The organism is Sphingomonas natans (genome assembly GCF_030546695.1).
Taxonomy (GTDB): Bacteria; Pseudomonadota; Alphaproteobacteria; order Sphingomonadales; family Sphingomonadaceae; genus Sphingomonas_I; species Sphingomonas_I natans.
In genome coordinates this window covers 123,509-147,279 of sequence record NZ_JAUOTP010000007.1, presented here as the reverse complement: position 1 = coordinate 147,279, position 23,771 = coordinate 123,509, and the positions used below count along the sequence as shown (strand labels likewise).

22 protein-coding genes are annotated in these 23,771 nt (G+C 68.3%); 7 read left to right on the top strand and 15 right to left on the bottom strand.

Features of this window, described 5'->3' with window-relative positions; all coding sequences use genetic code 11:
- From grpE to Q4F19_RS15390, 4 genes are all read right to left on the bottom strand, one after another.
- Positions 1-537 (bottom strand): nucleotide exchange factor GrpE, encoded by a 537-nt coding sequence (grpE, locus tag Q4F19_RS15405; protein WP_303544184.1) that lies wholly within the window; start codon positions 535-537, stop codon positions 1-3.
- Positions 534-1,568 (bottom strand): heat-inducible transcriptional repressor HrcA, encoded by a 1,035-nt coding sequence (gene hrcA, locus Q4F19_RS15400; protein ID WP_303544183.1) that lies wholly within the window; start codon positions 1,566-1,568, stop codon positions 534-536. Before hrcA ends, grpE begins: the two co-directional genes overlap by 4 nt.
- A 176-nt stretch (positions 1,569-1,744) precedes the next feature.
- On the bottom strand, positions 1,745-3,022 hold the full coding sequence (locus tag Q4F19_RS15395; protein WP_303544180.1) for an MFS transporter: 1,278 nt from the start codon (positions 3,020-3,022) through the stop codon (positions 1,745-1,747).
- Positions 3,019-3,456, bottom strand: coding sequence for a MarR family winged helix-turn-helix transcriptional regulator (locus tag Q4F19_RS15390; protein WP_303544177.1), 438 nt, complete (start codon positions 3,454-3,456; stop codon positions 3,019-3,021). Before Q4F19_RS15390 ends, Q4F19_RS15395 begins: the two co-directional genes overlap by 4 nt.
- A 36-nt stretch (positions 3,457-3,492) precedes the next feature.
- Here Q4F19_RS15390 and Q4F19_RS15385 point away from each other — a divergent pair, with 36 nt between their 5' ends.
- Entirely contained in the window at positions 3,493-3,849 is a 357-nt protein-coding gene (locus Q4F19_RS15385; protein WP_303544174.1) for a GIY-YIG nuclease family protein, read from the top strand.
- Positions 3,850-3,899: 50 nt separating this feature from the next.
- Here Q4F19_RS15385 and Q4F19_RS15380 read toward each other — a convergent pair whose 3' ends face one another.
- Positions 3,900-4,541: an alpha/beta hydrolase gene (locus Q4F19_RS15380; RefSeq protein ID WP_303544171.1), complete on the bottom strand. Its 642-nt coding sequence runs from the start codon at positions 4,539-4,541 to the stop codon at positions 3,900-3,902.
- Between the two features lie 114 nt (positions 4,542-4,655).
- On the opposite strand from Q4F19_RS15380, the gene Q4F19_RS15375 reads away from it, so the two are divergent.
- The 3 genes from Q4F19_RS15375 to Q4F19_RS15365 are packed head-to-tail and all read left to right on the top strand — an operon-like array spanning position 4,656 to position 7,173.
- Positions 4,656-5,729: a cysteine desulfurase family protein gene (locus Q4F19_RS15375; RefSeq protein ID WP_303544428.1), complete on the top strand. Its 1,074-nt coding sequence runs from the start codon at positions 4,656-4,658 to the stop codon at positions 5,727-5,729.
- Complete coding sequence (locus Q4F19_RS15370; protein ID WP_303544168.1) at positions 5,726-6,838, top strand: cysteine desulfurase family protein; 1,113 nt, start codon at positions 5,726-5,728, stop codon at positions 6,836-6,838. The genes Q4F19_RS15375 and Q4F19_RS15370 overlap by 4 nt, the downstream gene beginning before the upstream one ends.
- Positions 6,829-7,173, top strand: a complete 345-nt coding sequence (locus tag Q4F19_RS15365; RefSeq protein WP_303544165.1) for a 2Fe-2S iron-sulfur cluster-binding protein — start codon at positions 6,829-6,831, stop codon at positions 7,171-7,173. The genes Q4F19_RS15370 and Q4F19_RS15365 overlap by 10 nt, the downstream gene beginning before the upstream one ends.
- 108 nt (positions 7,174-7,281) lie before the next feature.
- Here Q4F19_RS15365 and Q4F19_RS15360 read toward each other — a convergent pair whose 3' ends face one another.
- From Q4F19_RS15360 to Q4F19_RS15330, 7 genes are all read right to left on the bottom strand, one after another.
- A complete protein-coding gene (locus Q4F19_RS15360; protein WP_303544163.1) occupies positions 7,282-10,071 on the bottom strand; it encodes a [protein-PII] uridylyltransferase in 2,790 nt (929 codons plus the stop codon).
- 86 nt (positions 10,072-10,157) lie between these two features.
- Positions 10,158-10,865 carry an SIMPL domain-containing protein gene (locus tag Q4F19_RS15355; RefSeq protein WP_303544160.1) on the bottom strand — a complete coding sequence of 236 codons (708 nt, stop codon included), beginning with the start codon at positions 10,863-10,865 and terminating at the stop codon, positions 10,158-10,160.
- A gap of 45 nt (positions 10,866-10,910) precedes the next feature.
- Entirely contained in the window at positions 10,911-12,773 is a 1,863-nt protein-coding gene (locus Q4F19_RS15350; RefSeq protein WP_303544158.1) for an ATP-binding protein, read from the bottom strand.
- Positions 12,774-12,845: 72 nt separating this feature from the next.
- On the bottom strand, positions 12,846-14,984 hold the full coding sequence (ligA, locus tag Q4F19_RS15345) for an NAD-dependent DNA ligase LigA (RefSeq protein ID WP_303544156.1): 2,139 nt from the start codon (positions 14,982-14,984) through the stop codon (positions 12,846-12,848).
- Positions 14,971-15,984, bottom strand: a complete 1,014-nt coding sequence (locus Q4F19_RS15340; RefSeq protein WP_303544153.1) for an arginine N-succinyltransferase — start codon at positions 15,982-15,984, stop codon at positions 14,971-14,973. The genes ligA and Q4F19_RS15340 overlap by 14 nt, the downstream gene beginning before the upstream one ends.
- A 1-nt stretch (position 15,985) precedes the next feature.
- Entirely contained in the window at positions 15,986-16,978 is a 993-nt protein-coding gene (locus tag Q4F19_RS15335) for a DUF481 domain-containing protein (protein ID WP_303544150.1), read from the bottom strand.
- Positions 16,975-17,454: an RNA pyrophosphohydrolase gene (locus Q4F19_RS15330; protein ID WP_303544147.1), complete on the bottom strand. Its 480-nt coding sequence runs from the start codon at positions 17,452-17,454 to the stop codon at positions 16,975-16,977. Before Q4F19_RS15330 ends, Q4F19_RS15335 begins: the two co-directional genes overlap by 4 nt.
- A 130-nt stretch (positions 17,455-17,584) precedes the next feature.
- Between Q4F19_RS15330 and Q4F19_RS15325 the strand changes: the two genes are divergently transcribed.
- Together Q4F19_RS15325 and Q4F19_RS15320 are read left to right on the top strand one after the other, a co-directional pair.
- Positions 17,585-17,998 carry a hypothetical protein gene (locus Q4F19_RS15325; protein ID WP_303544144.1) on the top strand — a complete coding sequence of 138 codons (414 nt, stop codon included), beginning with the start codon at positions 17,585-17,587 and terminating at the stop codon, positions 17,996-17,998.
- A gap of 37 nt (positions 17,999-18,035) precedes the next feature.
- Positions 18,036-19,409: a cryptochrome/photolyase family protein gene (locus Q4F19_RS15320; RefSeq protein ID WP_303544138.1), complete on the top strand. Its 1,374-nt coding sequence runs from the start codon at positions 18,036-18,038 to the stop codon at positions 19,407-19,409.
- A 113-nt stretch (positions 19,410-19,522) separates the two neighbouring features.
- On the opposite strand, the gene Q4F19_RS15315 is transcribed toward Q4F19_RS15320, so the two are convergent.
- Together Q4F19_RS15315 and purF are read right to left on the bottom strand one after the other, a co-directional pair.
- A complete protein-coding gene (locus Q4F19_RS15315) occupies positions 19,523-20,233 on the bottom strand; it encodes an SDR family NAD(P)-dependent oxidoreductase (RefSeq protein WP_303544136.1) in 711 nt (236 codons plus the stop codon).
- A 128-nt stretch (positions 20,234-20,361) separates the two neighbouring features.
- Positions 20,362-21,831 carry an amidophosphoribosyltransferase gene (purF, locus tag Q4F19_RS15310; RefSeq protein ID WP_303544135.1) on the bottom strand — a complete coding sequence of 490 codons (1,470 nt, stop codon included), beginning with the start codon at positions 21,829-21,831 and terminating at the stop codon, positions 20,362-20,364.
- Between the two features lie 243 nt (positions 21,832-22,074).
- On the opposite strand from purF, the gene hisI reads away from it, so the two are divergent.
- Positions 22,075-22,434: a phosphoribosyl-AMP cyclohydrolase gene (gene hisI / locus Q4F19_RS15305; protein WP_303544133.1), complete on the top strand. Its 360-nt coding sequence runs from the start codon at positions 22,075-22,077 to the stop codon at positions 22,432-22,434.
- A gap of 280 nt (positions 22,435-22,714) precedes the next feature.
- On the opposite strand, the gene gshB is transcribed toward hisI, so the two are convergent.
- Complete coding sequence (gene gshB, locus Q4F19_RS15300) at positions 22,715-23,665, bottom strand: glutathione synthase (protein WP_303544131.1); 951 nt, start codon at positions 23,663-23,665, stop codon at positions 22,715-22,717.
- Positions 23,666-23,771 lie beyond the last annotated feature (106 nt).

Sequence of the window (23,771 nt, the reverse complement as noted above, 5' to 3'; positions counted from 1 at the left end):
TTAACCGGCTTTCGCGACGCCCACCATGGCCGGGCGCAGCAGGCGATCCTTGATCATGTAGCCGGCCTGCATTTCCTGGACGATCGTGCCGGGCTCGGACTCGCTCGGCAGCTCGATCATCGCCTGATGCTTGTTCGGATCGAGCTTCTGGCCGACCGCCTCGATCTTCACGATGCCGTGGCGCTGGAAGACATTCTCCAGCTCCTTGCCGGTCATGTCGATGCCGGTGACGACCGCCTTCAGCGTCTCGTCCTCGCGCACGGCGGCCGGGATCGACTGGAGCGCGCGGGCGAGATTGTCGGACACGGACAGCATGTCGCGCGCGAAAGCGGTCGCGGCATAAGCGCGCGCGTCCTGCGCGTCCTTCTCCATCCGGCGGCGGACATTCTGCGTCTCGGCCTGCGCGTAGAGGACCTTGCTGCGAAGCTCCTCGATCTCGGCTTCCAGCTTCTGCGTCAGATCATGTTCGGCCACTTCGGGCGCCTGCTCGGCGGTTTCGGCGCGCAAGTCTTCAGAAGCCGTATTTTCGTCGGTCATGCCATCAATCTCGTCAATGTTCGGGCGGTGAAATCCACCATGGGAACGACTCGCGCATAGTTCAACCGCGTCGGGCCGATCACGCCGACCACGCCGACGACGCGGCCGTCCGTCCCATGATAAGGCGCCGCTATCACGGACGAGCCCGAAAGTGCGAACAGCTTGTTCTCGGATCCGATGAAGATCTTCATCGCCCGCGCCCCGCGCGCGCTGTCGAGCAGCCGGGCGATCTCCTCCTTGCCCTCGATCTCGTCGAGCAATTGCCGAACGCGCTCCAGATCGGCGGCGGCTGCCGGATCGATCAAATTGGCCGCACCGCGCACGATCATCACCGGGCGGCGGCTATTGTCCTGCGACCAGACGGCGAGCCCGCGCGCGACGAGATCCTGCGCCGCCGCATCGAGCGCCGATCGCCCCATCGCGATCTCGTCGTCGAGATGGACCTGCGCCTGCGCGAGCGTCAGCCCGCCGAGCATCGCGCTCATATAATTGGCGGCCTCGGCCAAAGCGTGCGGCGGCACGTCGAGCGGCAGCTCCATCACGCGATTCTCGACCGAGCCGTCCGCGCCGACGAGCACCGCGACCGCGCGGCCCGGGGCGAGCGGCAAAAAGGCGAACTGCTTGAGCACGGGCTCGACGCGCGGCACGAGCACGATGCCCGCGCAGGCGGAAAGGCCCGAAAGGATCTGGCTCGTCTGGGCGAGCTTCTCCTCGAGCGGGCCGCTCCGCGTCTGGCCCTCGATCGCGGCGCGCTCCTCGTCGGAGAGGGTCGTCGTCTGCATCATGCCGTCGACGAACAGCCGCAGCCCCGTTTCGGTCGGCATCCGCCCGGCCGAGGCGTGGGGGGCTGCGAGCAGGCCCAGTTCCTCGAGATCCTGCATGACGTTGCGGATCGAGGCGGGCGAGAGATTGAGCCCGCCGAAGCGCGAGATCGTCCGCGAGCCGACCGGATCGCCGCTCTCGAGATAGCCTTCCACGACCATCCGGAAGACATCGCGCGCGCGCTGGCCGAGTTCGGGGACGGAGGTCATCGCGGCTGATGTAGGGCCGGGCGAGGCAAAGCGGCAAGAGCCGTCGCTCAATCCTCCCCATCACAGATGGGGAGGGGGACCAGCGAAGCTGGTGGAGGGGAAATGCGGCACGTTCGGGATCTGCCCCTCCATCATGCTGCGCATGGTCCCCCTCCCCGCGCTTCGCGCAGGGAGGATCAGGCTGCAGCCAGCTGCGGCGCCTTATCGACGCGCCCGACCAGCACCACCAGCGAGGCGATCACCCCGATCACGCCCGCCGCCAGGAACGCGGGCAAATAGCTCCCCGTTTCCTGCCGAATCAGCCCCGCGCCGAAGGCGGCGGTCGCCGCGCCTAATTGGTGGCCGACCATCACCCAGCCGAACACGATCGGCGCATCGCGCTCGCCGAAGGCGAGGTTGGTGAGCTTGACCGTCGGCGGCACGGTCGCGATCCAGTCGAGCCCGTAGAAGATCGCGAACACGGTGAGGCTGCCCGCGCCGAAATCGAGGAAGGGCAGCGCCATCAGCGAAAGCCCGCGCAGGCCATAATAAACGAAGAGCAGCCGGCGCGGATCGTAGCGGTCGGTCAGCCAGCCCGAGGCGGTCGTCCCGAACAGATCGAACAGCCCCATCAGCGACAGCAGGCCCGCCGCCTGCACGGGGGCGATGCCGTGATCGCCGCAAAAGGCGATCATGTGCGTGCCGACGAGCCCGTTGGTCGTCAGCCCGCAGACGAAGAAGGTGCCCGCGAGCAGCCAGAAGACCGGCTGCCGCGCCGCCATGAACAGGGTCCGGATCGCGAGCCAGGGATCGGTCGCGCGGCGCACGGGGGCCTGCGTGTCCGCCGCGCTCTCGCCGAAGCGGCGCGTGCCGACATCGCCGGGATGTTCGGGCATGAACAGGATCACGAACGGGATCAATGCGGCGGTGGCGATGCTGACCGACATCGCCACCGGCTGCCACGCCCCTTCGCGCGACAGCCAGGCGATGAAGGGCAGGAAGATCAGGGCGCCCGTCGCGGTGCTGGCGCTCAGCAGCCCCATGATCAGCCCCTGCCGCGTCGCGAACCAGCGATTGACGACGGCGGCCCCCATCACCGAGGCGACCGCGCCCGATCCGATCCCCGACATCACCCCCCAGGTGAGCACATAATGCCAGGGCTTGGTCATCCAGAGGCTGAGGAAAGTGGCGACCGACATCAGCGCCAGGCCGGCGATCATCGTCCGGCGGATGCCGACCGTCTGCATCAGCGCCGCCGCGAACGGGCCGACGAGCCCATAGAGGACGATGCCGATCGCGGCCGAGGCGGAGACGGTCGCGCGATCCCAGCCGAACGTCGTCTGCAGCGGGACCATCAACACGCCCGGCGCCGCGCGCGAGCCCGCCGAGACGAGCAAGGCGACGAACGTGACGGCGACGACGGCGATGATCCGCTGCCGCGCCGACAGAGGCAGGCTGCGGGCAATGGCGCTCATGCGGCGATCTCCTCGGCAATGCGCGTCGCGCGGGTCAGCAAAGCTTCCAATTGCGTCCACTCGGCCGCGCCGAGCGCACCGACGAAGCGCGCCTGCGCCGCCGACCAGGCATCGTCGGCGGACGCGAGCGCCGCACGGCCCGCATCGGTCAGGTCGGCTATCCGCGCCTTGCCGGGGCCCTCGGCGACCGAGACGAGCCCGCGCGTCTCGAGCGGTGCCAGCATCCGGTAGAGCGAAGTCCGCTCCATCACCATCCGATCGGCGAGGCGGCTGAGCGGCGTCGCGCCGTGGCGCGCCAGTGTGCGGAGCAGCGAGAATTGATTGGTCGTGATCCCCTCGCCGACCAGCGCCTCGTCATAGGCGCGCGAGATCGCGCGGCTTGCCTTGCGGAGCGCGGTGCAGGCGCAGGTCGATCGGGGGGCGAGCATCAGCATGATGTATATGCATCAGGTTTGCCGAGTGCAATCGTCATGCCGGACTTGTTCCGGCATCCACCGGACGGCAAGCTCGGCGGCATGAGGGAGCGGCAACCCTGCGTCTATATTCTCGCAAGCGGCTTCAACGGTACATTGTACGTCGGCGTCACGTCCAACCTGCTTGCCCGTATCGTCCAGCACCGTGCCGGCACATTCGACAGCTTCACGAAGCGCCATCGGATCAACCGGCTGGTCTGGTTCGACACGGTACCAACCATGATCGACGCGATCGCACACGAAAAGCGCGTCAAGAAATGGGTGCGCGACTGGAAGAAGAACCTGATCGAACGCGACAATCCCCATTGGGACGACCTCGCAGTCGCGCTCGGCCTCGAACCGCTGGGTAGATAGCGGGGTGGACCCCGGAACAAGTCCGGGGTGACGGCCATCCCTATCACCCCTCATCCCTTCAGGCGCATGTCCAGATAATCGTCCACCGAGGTCATCAGCTGCGGCATTTCATGTTCGAAGAAATGGTTCGCGCCGGGGATCGTATCGTGGTGGATCGTGATGTGGCGCTGGGTGCGGAGCTTATCGACCAGCTTCTGCGTCGCGAGCGGAGTCGCCACCTCGTCGGCCTCGCCCTGGATGATGATGCCCGAGGACGGGCACGGCGCCAGGAAGGTGAAGTCGTAGAGATTGGCCGGCGGCGCGATCGAGATGAAGCCCTTGATCTCCGGGCGGCGCATCAGCAGCTGCATGCCGATCCACGCGCCGAACGAGAAGCCCGCGATCCAGGTCGTCTGCGCCTCGGGGTGGATCGACTGGACCCAGTCGAGCGCGCTCGCCGCATCGGAGAGTTCGCCGATGCCGTTGTCGAACACGCCCTGGCTCTTGCCGACGCCGCGGAAATTGAAGCGCAGGGTCGCGAAACCGCGCTTCACGAAGGTCTGGTAGCAGGCCTGGACGATGCGGTTGTTCATCGTGCCCCCCGCCTGCGGATGCGGGTGGAGGATCATCGCGACGGGCGCGCGCGGGCGCGGCCCCGGATTGAAGCGGCCTTCGAGACGCCCCTCGGGGCCGGGGAAAATGACTTCTGGCAAGGTGTTTCCTGTGGCGATTGGCGTGGCGCGCCGCCGCCGCTAGGGCAGGGCCGATCGTGCGCCTATATAAGGACCGCGCGAAGACGCGCAATCACAAGCGAGTGGAGACCCTTTCTGTCGGCACCCCGCATCTATCTGGACCATGCCGCCACGACGCCGATGCTGCCGGCCGCGCGCGAGGCGATGGCGGACGCGCTGGGCCGCTGGGCGAACCCTTCCTCCCCGCATCGCGAGGGCCGCGCCGCGCGGGCTGCGCTGGAAGAGGCGCGCGCGCGGATCAAGGCGGCACTCGGCTGGCAGCACGAGCTGATCTTCACGAGCGGCGCGACCGAGAGCGCGGCGATCGCGCTGACGCGGCACGCAATCCCCCGCCCGGTATTCGTCAGCGCGGTCGAGCACAGCGCCGTGCTGCGCTCGGGCGCCGACGCGACGCTCCTGCCGATCGGTGCGGACGGCATCGTCCAGCTTGCGGGGCTTCCGGACGGCGCGATCGTCGCCGTCCAGCATGCGAATAACGAGACGGGCATCCTGCAGCCGATCGAGCGGATCGCGAGTGACGTTGCGGAGGCCGGCGGCATCCTCTTCGTCGATTGCGCGCAGACCGCGGGCAAGCTGCCTCTGCCCGATGCCGACCTGATCGCCGTCTCAGCGCACAAACTGAGTGGCCCGCCCGGCATCGGCGCTTTGCTGGTGCGCGACATCGGCCTGCTCGCCCCGCTCGGGCAGGGACAGGAGAAAGGCTATCGCGCCGGCACCGAGAACCTCCCCGCGATCCTGGGTTTCGCCGCCGCACTTGAGGGCGCGAGCGACGGCACCGCTCCGTGGGTCGGGGCGCAGGCCGAGTGGCGCGGCCATCTGGACGACATGGTCGTGCGGCTCGGCGGCGAGGTGATCGGCGCGGACAGCTCGCGCATCCCCACGATCGCCGCCTATCGCCTGCCCGGCCTGAGCACCGAGGCGCAATTGATCCGGCTCGACATGGCGGGCTTCGCGGTCTCGGCGGGCAGCGCCTGCTCGTCGGGGTCGCTCCATGCGAGCCACGTCCTCGCCGCGATGGCGCTGAGCGAACAGGCCGCGCGCGAGGTGATCCGGGTCAGCTTCGGCCGGACGACGACCGAGCCCGAGGTGCGCGCCTTCGCCAAGGCCTGGGCGGAGATGGCGCGCGGAGTGAGCGCGCAGGCGGCATGATCTACCTCGATTATCAGGCGACGACGCCGCTTGCCCCGCAAGCGCGCGCGGCGATGCTGCCGCTGATGGAAGCCGCGTTCGGCAATCCGCACTCGCCCCACCGGATGGGGCGCGAGGCACGCGCCGCGGTCGAGCTCGCGCGCGATCGGGTGGCCGCGCCGTTCGGGCCGGGCGGTCGCCTGGTCTTCACGAGCGGCGCGACCGAGGCGCTCAACTGGGCGATCAAGGGCATCGCCGCGCCGCTGCGCGCCACCCGCCCGCGCATCGTCACCACCGCGATCGAGCATGCCGCGGTGCTCGACACGGTCGCTTGGCTGGCGACGCAGGGCCATGAGGTGATCGTCCTCCCCGTCTCGGCGGCGGGCATCGTCGACCTCGACGCCGCGCGCGCCGCGATCGACGGTCGCACCGCGCTCGTCGCGGCGATGCTCGTCAACAACGAGATCGGCACGATCCAGCCGATCGCCGCGCTCGGCGCGATGGCGCGCGACGCCGGCGCGCTGATGCTGTGCGATGCGGTGCAGGGCTATGGCCGCGTGCCGTTGCCGGTCGAGGCCTGCGACATGATCGCGCTCTCGGCACACAAGATCCACGGCCCCAAGGGCATCGGCGCGCTGTGGCTGCGCGATGGCGTCGCCCCCGCGCCCTTGCTCCACGGCGGCGGGCAGGAACTGGGCCAGCGTTCGGGCACGCTCGCGCCCGCGCTCTGTGTCGGCTTCGGCGTCGCGGCGCAGCTGATGAGCGCGCGCACCGAGGCCGATGCCGGTCATGTCGCGCGCCTGTTCGATCGAGCGCGTGCCGCTTTTGCCGGATGGACCGTGAACGGCGGCGTCGACCGGCGCTATCCCGGCAATCTCAACGTCCGGAACGACGGTCTCGACGTCGGCCGACTGATGGCCGAAGTGCGCGACGTCGCCTTCTCCGCCGGCTCGGCCTGCGCGAGCGGATCGGGCCGGCCCAGCCATGTGCTGGAAGCGATCGGCCTGACGCCAGCGCAGGCGAAATCCTCGATCCGTCTCGGCTTCGGCCGCTATACGACGGTAGAGGAGCTGGATCGGGCGCTGTCCGCGATCCTCGCCGCCGCCGAGCGGCAGAAAGAATGGGCATGAGCGTGACGGTCACCTTCGTCTCGGCCGATGGCGCGGATGTCCGCACCATCGAGGCCGCGCCGGGCGCGCGCCTGCTCGAAGTGGCGCAGGCGGACGGCCAGCCGCTGGAGGGGACGTGCGAGGGGCAGATGGCCTGCTCCACCTGCCACGTCATCGTCGACCCCGCCGATTTCGCGCGCCTGCCGCGCGCCAGCGAGGATGAGGACGACCTGCTCGATCTCGCCGCGCATGTGACGCGCACGAGCCGGCTCGCGTGCCAGATCTGGCTGGAGGAGGGGCTAGGGAGCCTGACGGTGCGGATCCCGTCCGAAGCGCGGGACATGCAGGGGCGGTAGGCCACTCGACCCGTTCGTGCTGAGCGAAATCGAAGCACGTGACACGGGACGCCGCCTGGAGCACGTCCTTCGACTACGCTCAGGACGAACGGGGTCCCGGAGTCGGCTTCAGGCCGAAACCTTCGCCTTCTCCTTCGGGCGCGGCGCCTCTTCCTCGATCGGCTTGCCGCCCGCCGCCGCCAGCAGCAGCCGCTCCAGCGTGCGCAGCCGCGCCGCGCCGTCGATCTTGTCGCCGATCAGATCGGTCAGATAGAACGTATCGACCGCGCGCGTGCCGTAGGTCGCGACATGCGCCGAGCGGATCGTGACCTTCGCCTGGAACAGAGCATGCGCCAGCGCGTGGAGCAGAGCCGGCCGGTCATGCGCGTTGACCTCGACCACCGTGTAGCGATTCGAGGCCTTGTTATCGATCAGCACGTTGGGTGCGACGACGAACGCGTCGGCGCGCGTCCGGTGCGAGGGCTTGGTCGCGAGCTTGGCGGCGAGCTGGCTGCGATTGGCGAGCGCATCCTCGATCGCGGTCTCCAGCCGGCGCAGCCGCATCGGATCGTCGAACGGCTTACCGAACGGATCCTGCACGAGAAGATTGTCGATCGCCATGCCGTCGCGCGTCGTGTGGATGCGCGCGTCGATAATGCTGGCGCCGGCGAGATGGATCGCGCCCGCGATCCGGTAGAACAGGCCCGGATGATCGGCCGCGTAGATCGTCACGAGCGTCGCGCCGCGCGAGGCATCGGGCTGCGTCTCGATCGAGAGCGGCTGTTCCGCCGCATCGGCGGCGGCGATCAGGCGGGCGTTGCGCGCGAGAATGTCGCCGCCCTCGGCGACCCAATAGCTGTCCGGGAAACGCTTGCGATAGACGTCGAACAGCGCCCGGCCCCAGCCGAGCTGCGCGCCCAGCTCGTCCTGCTTGAGATTGATCCGCTCGATGCGGCCGCGCTGCTGGTGGCCGAGGCGCAGCACCTCCTCGGCACCCGCAAACAACGTGCCGAGCAGCTGGCGCTTCCAGTCGTTCCAGACGCCGGGGCCGACCGCGCGAATGTCGACCGTCGTCAGCAGCAACAACTGGCGCAGCCGCTCGGGGCTCTGCACGCGCTCGGCGAAATCGAGGATCGTCTTGAAGTCCGAAAGGTCGCGCTTGAACGCGACCGCGGACATCAGGAGATGCTGCTCGACCAGCCAGGCGACCGTCTCGGTCTCGGCGGGCGTCATGCCGAAGCGCGGGCACAATTTGCGCGCGACATCGGCACCCAGCACCGAATGGTCGCCGCCGCGCCCCTTGGCGATATCGTGCAGGAGCACCGCGACATAGACCGCGCGCCGGCAGACGACCTGCTCGAGGATCTTGGCGGCACCCGGATGCTGATCCTCGAGTAGCCCGCGCTCGATGCGCGAGAGCAGGCCGATCGCGCGCAGCGTATGCTCGTCCACCGTATAATGGTGGTACATGTCGAACTGCATCTGCGCGACGACGCGGCCGAAATCGGGCACGAAGCGGCCGAAGATGCCCGCCTCGTTCATCGTCCGCAGCACGCGCTCGGGATCGCGCTTCGAGGCCAAGACGTGCATGAAATGGCGATTCGCCTCGGGATCGGCGCGCACGCGCGCATCGATCATCTTCGCGTCGCGCCCGGCCATGCGCAGCGTGAGCGGGTGGATCTCCAGCGCGTGCAGATCGGCCAGCGCGAACATCTGCAGCAGGCGCACCGGATCCTCGGCGAAGAAGCCGTCGCTCGGTGCGGCGAGGCGGCCGCGATCGAGCACGAAGCCTTCCAGCTTGCGGGGCTTGCGGCCGGTCAGCGTGATGCCGAAGCGCCGGCCCTTGGCGGCAAACGTCTCGTCGAGATGCGCGAGGAAGATCGCGGTCAGATCGCCGACTTCCTTCGCGATCAGGAAATAATGCTGCATGAAGCGCTCGACCGCCGACTTGCCCGGCCGATCGGCGTAGCGCATCCGCCGCGCGATCTCGGACTGGACATCGAAGGTCAGCCGGTCCTCGGCGCGGCGCGAGAGGACGTGGAGGTGGCAGCGCACTGCCCACAGGAAATTCTCGGCCTTGCGGAAGCGCTTGAGTTCCTGCGCGGTGAACAGGCCGCGCTCGACGAGATCGCCGACGTCCCGCACCTGATAGGCATATTTGCCGATCCAGAAGAGCGCGTGGAGATCGCGCAGGCCGCCTTTGCCCTCTTTCAGATTGGGCTCGACGACATAGCGGCTGTCGCCCATCCGCTCGTGGCGCGCATTGCGCTCGCCGAGCTTCTCGGCGACGAAGGCGCGCGCGGTGCCCGCGACGACCTGCGTGTCGAAGCGCCGCGCCGCCTCGTCGTAGAGCGGCTGATCGCCCCACACATAGCGCGCCTCCAGCAAGGCAGTGCGGATCGTGAGATCGCTATTCGCCATGCGCACCATCTCGTCGAGCGAGCGGCTGCTATGGCCGACCTTCAGCCCCAGATCCCAGAGCGTGTAGAGCATCGATTCGATGACCTGCTCGGCCCAGGCGGCCTGTTTCCACGGCGTCAGGAAGGCGATGTCGATGTCCGAATGGAGCGCCATCTCGCCGCGCCCGTAGCCGCCGACCGCGGCCAAGGTCAGCCGTTCGCCGGCCGAGGGATTGCTGAGCGGGTAGAGGCGCTGCGTCGTGAAATCGAAGACGAGCCGCAGGATCTGATCGGTCAGGAACGCATAGGACGCGGCGATCTCGTTGCCGGCGCTGGGGCTCTCGGTCAGCCGGCGCGCAATCTCGTCGCGCCCCGCCGCCAGCGCCGCGCGCAGCACCGGCGTCGCCGCGAGCCGCAGCGCGAGCGTGTCCGCGGCCTGCAGCGCGTCGAGCGCATCGGCGATGGCGCGCCGATCGATGATGGCGCGCCGCGCGGGCAGATGATCGAAACGGTTGGTCATGGGGCAAGCCTCAGATAGGCGCGCATAAGGGCTTCGTCACCTGATGCGCGCACAAGGCTTTCGATCCGGTGACCGGCGCCGCCGCGTCACTCCAGCTCGAACGTGACCTGCAGCGTGATGCTCAGCGTTTCCTCGCCGGGCTCGACGGGCGTCGAATCGCCCTTGGCGCGGGCCATCATCATCATCGGCCGGATCGGGGGCTCGGCCCCGCCGGATTCGCCGATGCGGACGATCCGCTTCACGTGCAGCCCGGCGGCGCGCGCATAGAGTTCGGCGCGCGCCTTGGCGGTCGCCAGCGCCTGGGTGCGCGCTTCGTCGAGCGCCGGCTCGGGCTTGTCGACCGTGAAGCTCGGCCCGTCGATCTGGTTCGCGCCGGCGGCGACGAGCGCATCGAGGATCGAGCCGGCGTGCGCGATCTCGCGGAAGCGCACGCTGACCTGGTTGCTGGCCTGATAGCCGGTCAGCACGGGCGGCTGATTGTCCTGATAGCGATATTGCGGCGACAGGCGCAGCGACGCGGTGCGGATGTCGCGATCGGCGACGCCGGCCTTCCGCAGCGCCGCGATCGTCGCGGTCATGCGCTGGGCATTGTCGGCCATCGCCTTCGACGCGGTGCCGGACTGGGTGACGACGCCGGCGCTGATCGTCGCCACGTCGGGCGCGCGCGTCACCTCGCCCGTTGCGGCGATATCGAGGCGGGTGCCGTGCAGAGTGGAGCCGGGGGCGGCATCCTGGGCCTGCGCCGCGGCGACGGGCAAAATCGCGGCGAGCGCGATCGGGGCGAAACGAAGCATCTGGTCTCCTTCAGGCGGCCGATCGTCGTGGCCGCTCCCGCAGCGTCATGACGCGACGTCGCTGGACGCCGGCTGAACATGCACCGGATCGAGCACGTCGCGCAGCTTCTGCGCCAGCTGCGCGACCGTGAAGGGCTTGAGCAGCACCTCCGCGCCCGGCTCCAGCAGGCGATCGCGCGCGATCGCCTCATGCGCATAGCCGGTCGTGTAGAGGATTCGGATCTCGGGCCATTTCGCGCGCACGATCGCCGCCAGCTCGGTACCGCTCATGCCCGGCATGACGACATCGGTGAACAATACCGCAAAGCCCGGCGATCGATCGATCAGCGCGAGCGCGGCCGACGCATCGGCCGCCGCCACCGCCGGATAGCCGAGGTCGCGCACCGCATCGAGCGAGAATTGGCGGACCCGATCGTCATCCTCCACCAACAGGATCCGCTCGCCGCCGTCGCTGAGCGTCGGCGCGCCGAGCGGAACCGGCTCATAGGGCGCGACCGCCGCCTCCGCCTCGGCATGGCGGGGCAGGAACAGCCGGATCGTGGTCCCCGCGCCCTCCTCGCTCTCGATCCCGATATGGCCGCCCGATTGCTTGACGAAGCCGAACACCTGGCTGAGGCCGAGCCCGGTGCCCTTGCCGACGCCCTTGGTGGTGAAGAAGGGATCGAACGCGCGGGCCTGCACGTCGGGCGACATGCCGGTGCCGAAATCGCGCACCATGATCATCACATAATCGCCCGCGACGACATCCGGGTGCGTGCGGATATAATCCTCGTCCAGCGTCGCGTTCGCCGTGCGGATCGTCATCCGGCCGCGCCCGCCCAGCGCATCGCGGCCGTTGACCGCGAGATTGACGATCGCATTCTCGAGCTGGAGCGGATCGACGAAGGTCGGCCAGATATCGGGCGCGAGCTCCGTCTCCACCTCGATGCCCTCGCCCAGCGTGCGCCCGAGCAGGTTGGACATTTCGCCAACGAGCCGGTTCGGATCGACCGCCGCGGGCGCCAGCGACTGGCGCCGCGAATAAGCGAGCAGCCGGCTCACCAGCGAGGCGGCGCGGCCCGCGCCCTCCATCGCGCTCGCCAGGCTGCGCTGGAGCCGCTCGGGATCTTCCAGCCTGCGCCGCGCCATATCGAGGCTGCCGATCACCACCGCGAGCATATTGTTGAAATCGTGCGCGATCCCGCCGGTCAGCTGGCCGATCGATTCCATCTTCTGGATCTGGCGCAATTGCTCCTCGACCTGCTCGCGCGCCTGCATCTCGGCGCGGGCGGCCAGCACGGCGGCGCGCGCCTCGCGATGCGCGGCCTCGATCGATTCCGAGCGCGACCGCGCCTCGGTCACCGTCAGATAGGCGACGACGACCACGAAGAAGACCGTCGCCGCCAGCCCGATCGACAGCAGGGTCGTGCGCTGCTGCGCCTGTCGCTGGCGCTGCGCCAGCAGCCCGGCTTCGGTCGCGAACAGACGCCCGAGATGCTGGCGGATGGCGAGGATCAGCGGAATCCCGCTCGGCTGATTGGCGCTCAGGTTGATCTGATCGAGCGGCACGCGACGGCGCTGCGCGGCGAGCCGTTCACCGTAGAGCAGCCGCTGCCGGATCAGCGGGATCGCGGCATCCAGCTCACGGCGCTGCATATCATTGTCGTCCACCTTCTCGCGCAGCTCGCGCAGGCGCAGGACGATGTCGTCGCGGCTGTCGCGCAGCTCCTCCGCCATCTGCGGCTCCTTCGAGATCAGGAAGCCGCGCAGCGCGCCGTCATGCGTCGCTAGCCGCTCGCCCAGCTCGATGATCCGGGTCTGCACCTGTACCGAATGATCGATCCAGCGATTGCTCGACGACACGCCATTGGCGATGAGCATCGCGATCAGCCCCGCCACCAGGACGATGCCCAGACCGGCCAGGGGCATCAGTGGGATCTTACGCGGTTGCGCGTCGTGCATGCCGCGTTGTGACCGGAGCGCGGGCCGCGCGCAAGCGCGTCAGGCGTCGGCGTTTTTCACGATTTCCGCCCATCCGGCCTCGTCGATCACGGCGATGCCGAGACCGGCCGCCGTTTTCAATTTCGATCCGGCACCCGGACCGGCCACGACGAGATCGGTCTTGGCCGAAACCGAACCCGCGGTCTTGGCGCCGAGCCGCTCGGCCTGCGCCTTGGCCTCGTCGCGGCTCATCGTCTCCAGCTTGCCGGTGAAGACGATCGTCTTGCCCGAAACGTCGCTCGCGCGCGTCTCGACGACGAAATCGGGCGGGGAGACCTGCTCGAGCAGATCCTGCCACACCTGCCGGTTATGCTCTTCATGGAAAAAGTCGGCGAGCGCATGGCCGACCGCCGCACCGACATTTTCGACGCCGATCGTCTCCGCGATCGCCTTGTCGAGCCGATTGCGGAAGCGACCATCCTCCTCGCCCAGCCCGCGCTGGAAGCCGTCGCGCAATGCGATGATCCGATCGGCCAGATCCTGGAGCGCGGGCAGGGTCGTGTAACGCTTGAGCAGATCGCGCGCGGTCACCACGCCCGTATGGCGGATGCCGAGCCCGAACAGCAGCCGCGCCGCATCCGGCCGGCGTTTCGCCTCGATCGCGGCGAGGAGATTGTCGACCGACTTCTCCTTCCAGCCCTCGCGCCCGAGCAGATCGGCGCGGTGCGCCTCCAGCCGGAAGATGTCGGCGGGTTCGCGGATCCAGCCGAGATCGAGGAATTCCTGGATCGTCTTCTCGCCGAGCCCCTCGATGTCGAGCGCGCCGCGGCTGACGAAATGGCGCATCCGTTCGAAACGCTGCGCCGCGCAGACCAGCCCACCCGTGCAGCGTATATCGACCTCACCTTCCTCGCGCACCGCTTCCGATCCGCAGACCGGGCAATGATCGGGATAGACGAACGGATCGCGCGGCTCGTCGCGGGTCAGATTCTCGACGACCTGCGGGATGACGTCGCCGGCGCGCTGGACAACGATCCGGTCGCCGGGGCGCACGCCGAGCCGCGCGATCTCGTCGGCATTGTGCAAGGTCACGTTCGAGACGACGACGCCGCCGACGGTGACGGGCACGAGCCGGCCGACGGGCGTCAATTTGCCGGTGCGCCCGACCTGGATGTCGATCGCTTCCAGCGTCGTCTGCGCGCGTTCGGCCGGGAATTTGTGCGCGATCGCCCAGCGCGGCGATTTGGCGACCGAGCCCAGGCGTTGCTGCCAGTCGAGCCGATCGACCTTGTAGACGACCCCGTCGATATCGAACGGCAGATCGGCGCGGACCGCCTCGATCATCCGGTAATGGCCGACGAGCGCATCGAGCGTGTCGACGCAGGTCAGCAGCTCCGAGACGGGCAGGCCCCAGCGCTCGATCGCGCGCATGACGCCGGTCTGCGTCTCCGCGGGCAGCGCGCTCGTCTCGCCCCAGCCATGCGCGAGGAAGCGCAGCGGCCGGCTGGCGGTGACCGACGCATCCTTCTGCCGCAGCGATCCGGCGGCCGCATTGCGCGGGTTGGCGAACTGCCGCGCCTTCTCGGGATCGCCGGCCTCGGCCAGCAATCGCGCGTTGAGCCCGGCGAAGTCCGCCTTCGCCATATAGATCTCGCCGCGCACCTCGAAGATGTCGGGCACGTCGTCGCCGATCAGCGTCTGCGCGATGTCGCCGATCGTGCGGACATTGGGCGTCACGTCCTCGCCGGTCGTGCCGTCGCCGCGCGTCGCCGCCTGGACGAGCACGCCCTTCTCGTAGCGCAGCGAGCAGGACAGGCCGTCGATCTTGGGCTCGGCGGTCAGCGCCAGCACGGTCTCCTCGGGCAGCGCCAGATAGCGGCGCACGCGCGTGATGAACTCGGCGATGTCGGCATCGGCAAAGCCATTGTCGAGGCTCATCATCCGCATGGCGTGACGGATCTTGCCGAGCGCCGAGGTCGGCTCGGCGCCGACCTGGACATTGGGCGAATCGGCGCGGACGAGATCGGGGAAGCGCATCTCCAGCGCGAGAATCTCGCGGATCAGCGCGTCATAATCGGCGTCCGAAATCTCGGGCGCGTCGGAATCGTGATAGAGCCGATTGTGGTGCCCGATCTCGGCGGCGAGCGCTTCGAGCCGCATTGCCGCCGCTTCGCGGTCCAGCTCGTTACCGCGCGACATGCAGCACCTCCCGCCCGGGGCGCAGCGCCAGCGCCTCGGCCGCCTGCCCGTCTATCTCGAGCCCGGCCGCGGTCTCGACGAGCAAGGCGAAGGCGGCGCGAAACTCGCATAGGCGCCCCGCCGCGACGATCGAGCGGATCCCGCCGCCTTCGCCGACCGACGCGATTTCGGCCTCGCGCGCCTCGCGCACCGTGCGCAGCCGATCGACCATCGCCGTCATCGTCGGCCCGCCTTCGAAGATATCGAGATAGCCCTCGTCGGCAAAGCCCTCGGCCTCCAGCATCCGCATCGCCGCGCGCCCGGTCGCGTGCGGCACGCCGATCACGCCGCGCGCCATTTCGGAGAGCATCGCCAGATAGATCGGGTGGCGCGGCATCAGATCGGCGAGATGCTGGTTGCCGTGGCGGGCATTGTAATCGTCCGCCTCGCGAAAGCTCATCTGGAAGAAACGCCCGCCGACCCCGTCCCAGAAGGGCGATCCGCCGCCCTCGTCGATCACGCCGCGCAGCTCGGCGATCAACTTGTCGGCGAAGCGCGCACGGTGGAGCTTGATGAACAGATAGCGGCTGCGCGCGAGCAGCAGCCCGAGCCCGCCCGCGCGGAAGCGCGGGTGGAGGAACAGCCCGCCCACTTCGCTGCAGCCCTCCAGATCGTTGGTCATCACCAGCATCTCGGCCTTGAAGCTGCGGCCGAAGGCGGCGCTGTGCTGGGTCAGCGTCGTCCTGCGATAGGAATGGAAGGAGCCACGCTGACCGGTGCGCGTGATGATCTGCGCGGTGCCCGCGATGCGGCCGGATTCCAGATCCTCCAGCATCAGCAGATAGAGATCGTCGCCGAGCGCATCCTCGTCGCGCGCATAGGCCGCGTCGGACGCGGCCAGCCGCTCGGCCAGCGCATCGCGATCCGCGGGCAGGTTGGTGAAGCCGCCACCGGTGAGCTTGGCCATCTCGTAGAGCGGCTCCAGGTCCTGCGACCGCGCCGCGCGGACGATCGCGCGCATCCTAGAAGCCGTAGACCAAGGTCGCGCGCGTGACCGTGTCCAGCTGGCGGCTGGTCGTCGGCGTCTCGCGCTCGAACTGGAGATTGTAGGAGAATTTCGCCTTGAGCGCGCCGAGCAGCTTGGTCTCGAGCGCCGTCGCGCTGGAGGCGGTCGCATCGGTGCCTTCGAAGAAGACCGCGGCGTCCTGCCGGAAGGTCAGGGTCGGCGAGATCGCCCACATCGCCGAGAAGGAGCCGCGGCCGGCGAGCTTGGTCCGGTTCGCCTCGTCGATGAACACGGTGCGGCGGATCGCCGGTCCCGCTTCCAGCGTGATCGTCAGATCGGGCCGGCTCGCCGCGAGATAGCCGTAGCCTACGCCGAACGTCCCGCGCGATTCGATGCCGAGGAAGCGATCATGCTCATATTGGGCGAGGCCATAAGCGTAACGTAGGTCGTTGAACTTGTAATTGGGCTGCCAGGCGATCTGCCAGCGCTCGGTGGTCCGCTCATTGTCGGTTTCCTGATAGTCGAGCCGGGCGGTCAGCCGCTGGCGCCAGCGTATGCCGTCGCGCTGCAGCTTGGCCGAGGCATAGATGCCGAGCGTCCGCGTCGTGCCGGTCGAGCGCGTTCCGCCCGCCTCCAGTTCGCCCTTCCAGATCTGGAACAGGCTCGCCGCCGCGATCCGCGCCTGCTCGCGCTCCTGCGCCTGCTCGCGGACATTGGCGAGCATCGTCCGCTGCAGCGCGGAGATGCTTTCGATCTCGGTGATGTAGGTCGGGAAATTGTCCTTCGCGAGGCCGACGACATCGCTGATCGTCTTGTCGTTGCCGGTCTTGAACGCGGCCTCGATCATCGTCCGGACGGGGCCGGGCAGACCGGGTGCGGGCGGCGCGAACTGCAGCATCGGCTGCGGGACGACGGGCGCCTCGGGCGCGAACGGCAGGCGCGGCGCGGTTTCCTCCAGCGGCAGGTCCGGCCCGAGCGCGCCGGCAGCGAGCAGCAGCAGTGCGTTCACGCAGGCCCCGCGAGATGATCGGCGAACGCGGCCAGCACCTGCCGGTACAGCTCCTGCTTGAACGGCACGATCAGCGACGGCAGCTCGGCGGCATCCGCCCATTTCCAGGCGCGGAATTCGGGATGCGCGGTCGCGAGATCGATCTGCTCGTCGCGGCCGAGATAGCGCATCAGGAACCAGTGCTGCTTCTGCCCGCGATATTTGCCCTTCCACACCTTCTTCTGCAGATCGGCGGGCAGATCGTAATATAGGGGCTCGGGTGCCTCGGCGACGATCTCGACGCGGCTGGCGGGGATCCCCGTCTCCTCCTCCAGCTCGCGCAGAGCGCCCGCGCGCGCATCCTCGCCGGGATCGAGCCCGCCCTGCGGCATCTGCCACGCCTCCGCGGTCGTATCGATTCGCCACGCGACGAACACCTTGCCGGCCTCGTTGAGCAGCATGATGCCCGCGGCGGGGCGATAGGGGAGATCGGTCATCGTCTTGGGGGCTTCCGCGTTCTGAAGGCGCCGACTTCGACCATGTCGCGATCCCGATCAAGGGCATCGATCAGCCGCCATTGATGGCGCGGGGCCACGGTCCTAAGGAGCGGCGAAAGGAGCGCCCCCCATGCGTCGCGTCGATCTGCTCGCTCTCGCCCTCGCAGGCCTCGCCACCGTTCCGGCGCTCGCCCAGACGCCACCGGCGCCGGCCGCGCCTGCGCGCCGGCCGACCAATCTTCCCGGCGTGTCGCCCGCGGGCAATGCGATCCTGACCAAGCTCGATGCGCAGGGCGATCCGCAATATTCGCAGCTGCGCCGCCAGCAGACCGGGCTCAAGGACCAGCTCTCCAACGCGATCATGGTCCCCACGGTCGATGTGGACCGCGTCGCGACGATCATGCGGCAGATGGACGTGATCCAGAGCCAGATGCGGACGCGCGCCAGCGAGCGCGTGCTGACGGCGCTAAAGACCCTGCCGGAGGCCGATCGCGGCCCGTTCCTGCGCGCGATCGCCAAGCAGGTCGGCCCCGCCGCGAATTGATCGCGCATCCGTCCGGCCGTTCGGCCGTTGGGCGGGCATGACAGCGCCTTCCATCGTCTGGTTCCGCCAGGATCTCCGCTTGGCCGATCAGGCCGCCCTCGCCGCCGCCGTTCACGAAGGCCCGATCGTCGCGCTCTACGTGCTCGACGATGAAGGCCCGCGCCAATGGCGGATGGGGGGGGCGCAACGCTGGTGGCTTCACCACAGCCTCGCCGCGCTCGCGAAGGATCTCGGCCGCCATCGCATTTCGCTGATCCTCCGCCGCGGCCCGGCGGCGGAGACGATCGCCGCCGTCGCGAAGGAAGCGGGCGCGGCGCGCGTCCACGCGATCCGTCATGTCGAGCCCTGGTGGCAGGCCGCCGAGGCGGCACTGGCCGACAAGGTCGATCTCGTCCTCCACGAAGGCCAGCAGCTCGCCAATCCCGATACGATCCGGACGCAGACCGGCGGGCGCTACCGCGTCTTCACCCCCTTCTGGCGCGCGCTGGCCGCGACGCTTCCGCCGGCGCCGCCGCTCGCCGCGCCCGAGCATCTCCACGGGCATGGCGATCTTCGATCGGACCGGCTCGAGGATTGGCAACTCCTGCCCACCAAGCCCGACTGGGCGGGCGGATTCGATGTCTGGACGCCGGGCGAAGCCGGCGCCGTGGAGGCGTTGGAAGACTTCGCCGATCGCGTCGCCACCTACGATCATCACCGCAACCTGCCCTCGATCGACGGCAGCTCGCGCTTCTCGCCGCATCTCCATTTCGGCGAGATCTCGCCCGCGGCCGTCTGGCATGCCGCGCACGACGCCGCGCCGCGATCCGCCACGCCTTTCCTGCGCGAGGTCGGCTGGCGCGACTTCACCGCCAATCTCGTCGATCTCTTTCCCGGCATCGGCGCGAAGAATGGCCGCGACACGTTCGATCGGCTGCCGTGGCGCACGGGCGCCGAGGCCGATCGCGACTTCGCCGCCTGGACGAAGGGGCGCACCGGCTATCCGATCGTCGATGCGGGCATGCGCCAGCTCTGGGGCATGGGCTGGATGCACAATCGCGTGCGGATGATCACCGCCAGCTTCCTGACCAAGCATCTGCTGCTCGATTGGCGGCGCGGCGAGCGCTGGTTCTGGGATACGCTGGTCGATGCCGATTACGGCAATAACAGCGTCAACTGGCAGTGGATCGCGGGCACGGGGATCGACAGCAACCCGTTCGGCCGGATCATGGCGCCGCTCGTCCAGTCGACCAAATTCGATGCGGCCGACTATATCCGCGAATGGGTCCCCGAGCTTCGCGACCTGAGTGACGCGACGATCCACGATCCGCATGGCGAGGGCTGCGCGCCGAAGGACTATCCGGAGCCCCTGATCGGCCACCGCGAGGGCCGCGAGCGCGCGCTGGCGGCAGGAGCGAAGGTGCGGGCCTGACAGAACTCCCCTCCCTGAAAGGGAGGGGCTGGGGGTGGGTCGCCATCCAGCGAAGCGCCCGGCCGAAAGCAACCCACCCCTCGATCCCCTCCCTTCCAGGGAGGGGAGGAAGGTCAGCCCTCCACGCGCATCCGGTACCCGGTCGGAAAATCGCTCGCGAGCAAGCCGGCGATCGCCTCGCCGACCACGTCCGGCGCCTTCAGCGTCGCCGGCTCCTCGCCGGGAAACGCCTTGGCGCGCATCGCGGTGGCGGTGGCACCGGGATCGACGATCGCGACGCGCAGATCGCCGAGCGTGCGATTCTCCTCGCCATAAGCCAGCACCAGATTCTCCAGCGCCGCCTTGGACGAGCCATACGCCCCCCAGAAGGCCCGCGGGTCCGCGCCGACGCTGGACGTGACCGCGACGATCCGCGGCCGTGCGCTCCGCCGGAGCAGGGGATCGAACGCCGCGATCAGCGCCTGCGGCGCGCCGACGTTGAGCGTCAGCAGCTTTGCATATTCCTTCGGATCGATCGCCGGCACCGTGCTGAGCGTGCCCAGGGTCGCCGCGTTGATCACGAGCAGATCGAGCCGCTCCCAGCGCCCAGCGACCGCCTCCGCCAGCCGGCCGATCGAATCGCCGTCGGTCAGATCCAGCGGCGCGATCGTCGCCGAGCCCCCCGCGGCGTGGATCGCCTCCTCGGTCTCCTCGAGCCCGCCGGTGGTCCGCGCCACGAGCAGGACGTGCGCGCCGGCGGCGGCGAGCGCGCGGGCGGTCGCCGCGCCGATGCCGCGGCTGGCGCCGGTAACGAGCGCGATCTGGTCTTCGAGGGGGAGGGTCATCGTCGTTCCATCATCTTCCCCTCCCTGGAAGGGAGGGGATCGAGGGGTGGGTTGCTACAGCAGGGGCGCAGTCCGTCGCCGTGAGCGACCCACCCCCAACCCCTCCCTTTCAGGGAGGGGAGCCGCCATCACGCCAGCACGCGCTCGTCGAGCAATGCGAACTGGTCGGGCACGGTCTGCGCGTCGTGATCGGTCAGCGGCGTCGGATAATCGCCAGTGAAGCAGGCGTCGCAATGCGTCGGCGCGGCGGCGTTGCGGCCGACTTCGCCGAGCGCGCGATACAGGCCGTCGACCGAGATGAAGGCGAGGCTGTCGGCATTGATGAAGTCCGCCATCTCCGCCACCGTCATCCGCGCGGCGAGCAATTTGGCGCGCTCGGGCGTGTCGACCCCGTAGAAGCAGCTGTGCCGCGTCGGCGGGCTCGCGATGCGCATATGGACTTCGGTCGCGCCGGCATCGCGCATCATCTGGACGATCTTGAGGCTCGTCGTACCGCGCACGATCGAATCGTCGACGAGCACGATTCTTTTGCCCGCGATCAAAGCGCGATTGGCATTGTGCTTCAGCTTCACGCCGAGGTGGCGGATATTGTCCGCCGGCTGGATGAAGGTGCGGCCGACATAATGCGAGCGAATGATGCCGAGCTCGAACGGGATGCCGCTCGCCTGCGCATAGCCGATCGCCGCGGGGACGCCCGAATCGGGGACGGGGATGATGAAATCGGCGTCGGTCGGGCTTTCCGCCGCGAGCTCGGCGCCGATCGCCTTGCGCACGCCATAGACGGACTGGCCGGCCAGCACCGAATCAGGCCGCGAGAAATAGACATGCTCGAACACGCAGGGGCGCCCGCGCACCTTGCCGAACGGCCGGATCGAGCGGATCCCCGCATCGGAGACCGTCACCAGCTCGCCCGGCTCCAGCTCGCGCACGAAATCGGCCCCCACCACGTCGAGCGCGACCGTCTCGGAGGCGAAGATCGTCGTGTCGCCCAGTTTGCCCATCACGAGCGGCCGGATGCCAAGCGGATCCCGGCAGGCGATCATGCCCTCGGGCGTCATGCAGACGAGCGAGTAAGCGCCCTCGATCTTGCGCAGCGCATCGATGAAGCGATCGATCAGGGTGCGGTAGGTCGAGGTCGCGACGAGATGGATGATCGTCTCGGTGTCGCTCGTCGACTGGAAGATGGACCCTGAGCGGATCAGATCACGCCGCAGCTTCATCGCGTTCGAGATATTGCCGTTATGCGCGATCGCGAAGCCGCCGCTGGCGAGCTCCGCGAAGAGCGGCTGGACGTTGCGCAGCGCGGTCTCGCCCGTCGTCGAATAGCGGACATGGCCGCAGGCGACGCGGCCGGGCAGCTGGCGGATGATCTCGTCGCGGTCAAAATTGCCCGCGACATGCCCCATCGCGCGATGCGTGTGGAAATTGTGGCCGTCCCAGCTGGTGACGCCGGCAGCTTCCTGCCCGCGATGCTGGAGCGCGTGAAGGCCGAGCGCGACGATCGCGCTGGCCGATTCGGCGTCATAGACTCCGAAGACGCCGCACTCTTCGCGCAGCTTGTCGCCGTCTTCAGTCTCGAATGGATTGGTGGTCAGCATCGTTCATCCCGCGGCTGCAGCCTGCCCATAGGGGATGATTCCCGGCTTGTCGCCCCGCTGGCCGCTCCGACTGCCGATTTCCTGTTTTCCGGCGTGACAGACCGCACTCCGTTCCCGTTTGCCCTGAGCTTGTCGAAGGGCTGTCCTTTTCTTCAGCGCCGAAGAAGGACGGTGCTTCGACAAGCTCAGCACCAACGGTCGAGAGCGATTTCCGTAAACCATGATCCGTTCTAAAGCGCCCGCATGGACGATCGCGAAACCGGAACTACGTTGATGCCGCGCTGGGATGCGGCCGGGCTGATCACGGCGGTCGTGACGCATGCCGCCACCGGCGAGCCGCTGATGGTCGCGCATATGAACGACGAGGCGCTCGCCCGCACGATCGAGAGCGGCGAGGCCTGGTTCTGGTCGCGCTCGCGCCAGCGGCTGTGGAAGAAGGGCGAGACGTCCGGCCATGTGATGAAGGTCGTCGAGCTGCGCATGGATTGCGACCAGGACGCGATCTGGCTGCGCGCCGATCCGCACGGGCCCGCCTGTCACACCAATGCAGCGAGCTGCTTCTACAGGAGACTCGAAGGCGGCGCGCTCATCCGCACCGAATGAACCGCCTGCGCGGCGCGGATCAAGGCCCCGCCCGTAGATTTTCGGTTCATGAAACTTCGCAGTTTTAAGAGCGTTCGGTGCGCGCAAGGTTTTGAAAAGCGCGTGAGCGTAACCTTGATGTGCAATAGCGTAGCGTAGACCTGTACCAGTAGCGTTGCTTCGGCACCTGCGCCCGGTTCCAGTCCTTTACGACTTCGTTTACCACGATCCTGCCGCGTCTATACGGTTCAGGAGGCAATCGGCGCGCAATCCATTCTCGCAAGCGCGGGTCCCGGGCGGCTCAGCGGCGCGCCAATCGCGCCTCGATCGCATCCCAGATCAGCGCTGGCGTATCCGTGCCGTTGAAGCGGTCGATTGCGACGATCCCGGTCGGCGAGGTCACGTTGATCTCGGTGAGATGGCCCGCGATCACGTCGATGCCGACGAACAGCAGCCCGCGCTTCGCCAGTTCCGGCCCGAGCGCCTCGCAGATCTCCAGCTCGCGCTCCGTCAGCTCGCTTTGCGCGCCCGTGCCGCCGACCGCGAGGTTCGAGCGGATCTCGCCCGGCTTGGGCAGGCGATTGACAGCGCCAGCCGGCTTGCCGTCGATCAGGATGATCCTCTTGTCGCCCTTCGAGACGTCGGGAAGGAAGGCCTGGACCATGAACGGCTCGCGCCACACCTGCCCGAACAATTCGGTCAGCGCGGCGAGATTGGCGTCGCCCTTGCTGACGAAGAACACGGCTGATCCGGCATTGCCGTAGAGCGGCTTGATCACGACTTCCTTATGCTCGGCATGGAAGGCGCGCGCCTCCTCCAGCCCGCGCGTGATCAGCGTCGGCGGCATGAACTGGGCATAATCCAGCACGAACAGTTTCTCGGGCGCGTTGCGCACCGCGGCGGGATCGTTGACCACGAGCGTCTGGTGCTGGATCCGCTCCAGCAGGTGCGTCGCGGTAATGTAGGCCAGATCGAAGGGCGGATCCTGCCGCATCAGGACCACGTCGACGTCCTCGCCGAGATCGAGCATTTTCTCCTCGATCACCGCGAAATGATCGCCCGCGACGCGCTGGACCGTGATCGCCTTGGCCGGCGCGGTCAGCCGCCCCTCGCGATAGGAGAGCTCGCCCGCCGCATAATGCCACAGCTTATGCCCGCGCGCCTGCGCGCCAAGCATGATCGCAAAGGTCGAATCACCCGCAATATTGATCGATTCCAGCGGGTCCATCTGGACGGCGACGGTCAGGGACATGCGAAATCAATCCTCCGTTCGTCCTGAGCGAAGTCGAAGGACGGGCTACCAGGCACGTGCTTCGACTACGCTCAGGTCGAACGGGTAACAAGGAAGCTCGCCTTTG

Excerpts from the sequence above, each read along its gene's own strand:
- grpE (WP_303544184.1), bottom strand. The coding sequence starts at position 537 with ATGACCGACGAAAATACGGCTTCTGAAGACTTGCGCGCCGAAACCGCC.
- Q4F19_RS15360 (WP_303544163.1), bottom strand. The coding sequence starts at position 10,071 with ATGACCAACCGTTTCGATCATCTGCCCGCGCGGCGCGCCATCATCGAT.
- Q4F19_RS15320 (WP_303544138.1), top strand. The coding sequence starts at position 18,036 with ATGACAGCGCCTTCCATCGTCTGGTTCCGCCAGGATCTCCGCTTGGCC.
- Q4F19_RS15330 (WP_303544147.1), bottom strand. The coding sequence starts at position 17,454 with ATGACCGATCTCCCCTATCGCCCCGCCGCGGGCATCATGCTGCTCAAC.
- Q4F19_RS15340 (WP_303544153.1), bottom strand. The coding sequence starts at position 15,984 with ATGCGCGCGATCGTCCGCGCGGCGCGGTCGCAGGACCTGGAGCCGCTC.
- Q4F19_RS15390 (WP_303544177.1), bottom strand. The coding sequence starts at position 3,456 with ATGCTGATGCTCGCCCCCCGATCGACCTGCGCCTGCACCGCGCTCCGC.
- Q4F19_RS15395 (WP_303544180.1), bottom strand. The coding sequence starts at position 3,022 with ATGAGCGCCATTGCCCGCAGCCTGCCTCTGTCGGCGCGGCAGCGGATC.
- hisI (WP_303544133.1), top strand. The coding sequence starts at position 22,075 with ATGGACGATCGCGAAACCGGAACTACGTTGATGCCGCGCTGGGATGCG.
- Q4F19_RS15355 (WP_303544160.1), bottom strand. The coding sequence starts at position 10,865 with ATGCTTCGTTTCGCCCCGATCGCGCTCGCCGCGATTTTGCCCGTCGCC.
- hrcA (WP_303544183.1), bottom strand. The coding sequence starts at position 1,568 with ATGACCTCCGTCCCCGAACTCGGCCAGCGCGCGCGCGATGTCTTCCGG.
- Q4F19_RS15325 (WP_303544144.1), top strand. The coding sequence starts at position 17,585 with ATGCGTCGCGTCGATCTGCTCGCTCTCGCCCTCGCAGGCCTCGCCACC.
- ligA (WP_303544156.1), bottom strand. The coding sequence starts at position 14,984 with ATGTCGCGCGGTAACGAGCTGGACCGCGAAGCGGCGGCAATGCGGCTC.
- gshB (WP_303544131.1), bottom strand. The coding sequence starts at position 23,665 with ATGTCCCTGACCGTCGCCGTCCAGATGGACCCGCTGGAATCGATCAAT.
- purF (WP_303544135.1), bottom strand. The coding sequence starts at position 21,831 with ATGCTGACCACCAATCCATTCGAGACTGAAGACGGCGACAAGCTGCGC.
- Q4F19_RS15315 (WP_303544136.1), bottom strand. The coding sequence starts at position 20,233 with ATGACCCTCCCCCTCGAAGACCAGATCGCGCTCGTTACCGGCGCCAGC.
- Q4F19_RS15350 (WP_303544158.1), bottom strand. The coding sequence starts at position 12,773 with ATGCCCCTGGCCGGTCTGGGCATCGTCCTGGTGGCGGGGCTGATCGCG.
- Q4F19_RS15385 (WP_303544174.1), top strand. The coding sequence starts at position 3,493 with ATGCCGGACTTGTTCCGGCATCCACCGGACGGCAAGCTCGGCGGCATG.
- Q4F19_RS15365 (WP_303544165.1), top strand. The coding sequence starts at position 6,829 with ATGGGCATGAGCGTGACGGTCACCTTCGTCTCGGCCGATGGCGCGGAT.
- Q4F19_RS15370 (WP_303544168.1), top strand. The coding sequence starts at position 5,726 with ATGATCTACCTCGATTATCAGGCGACGACGCCGCTTGCCCCGCAAGCG.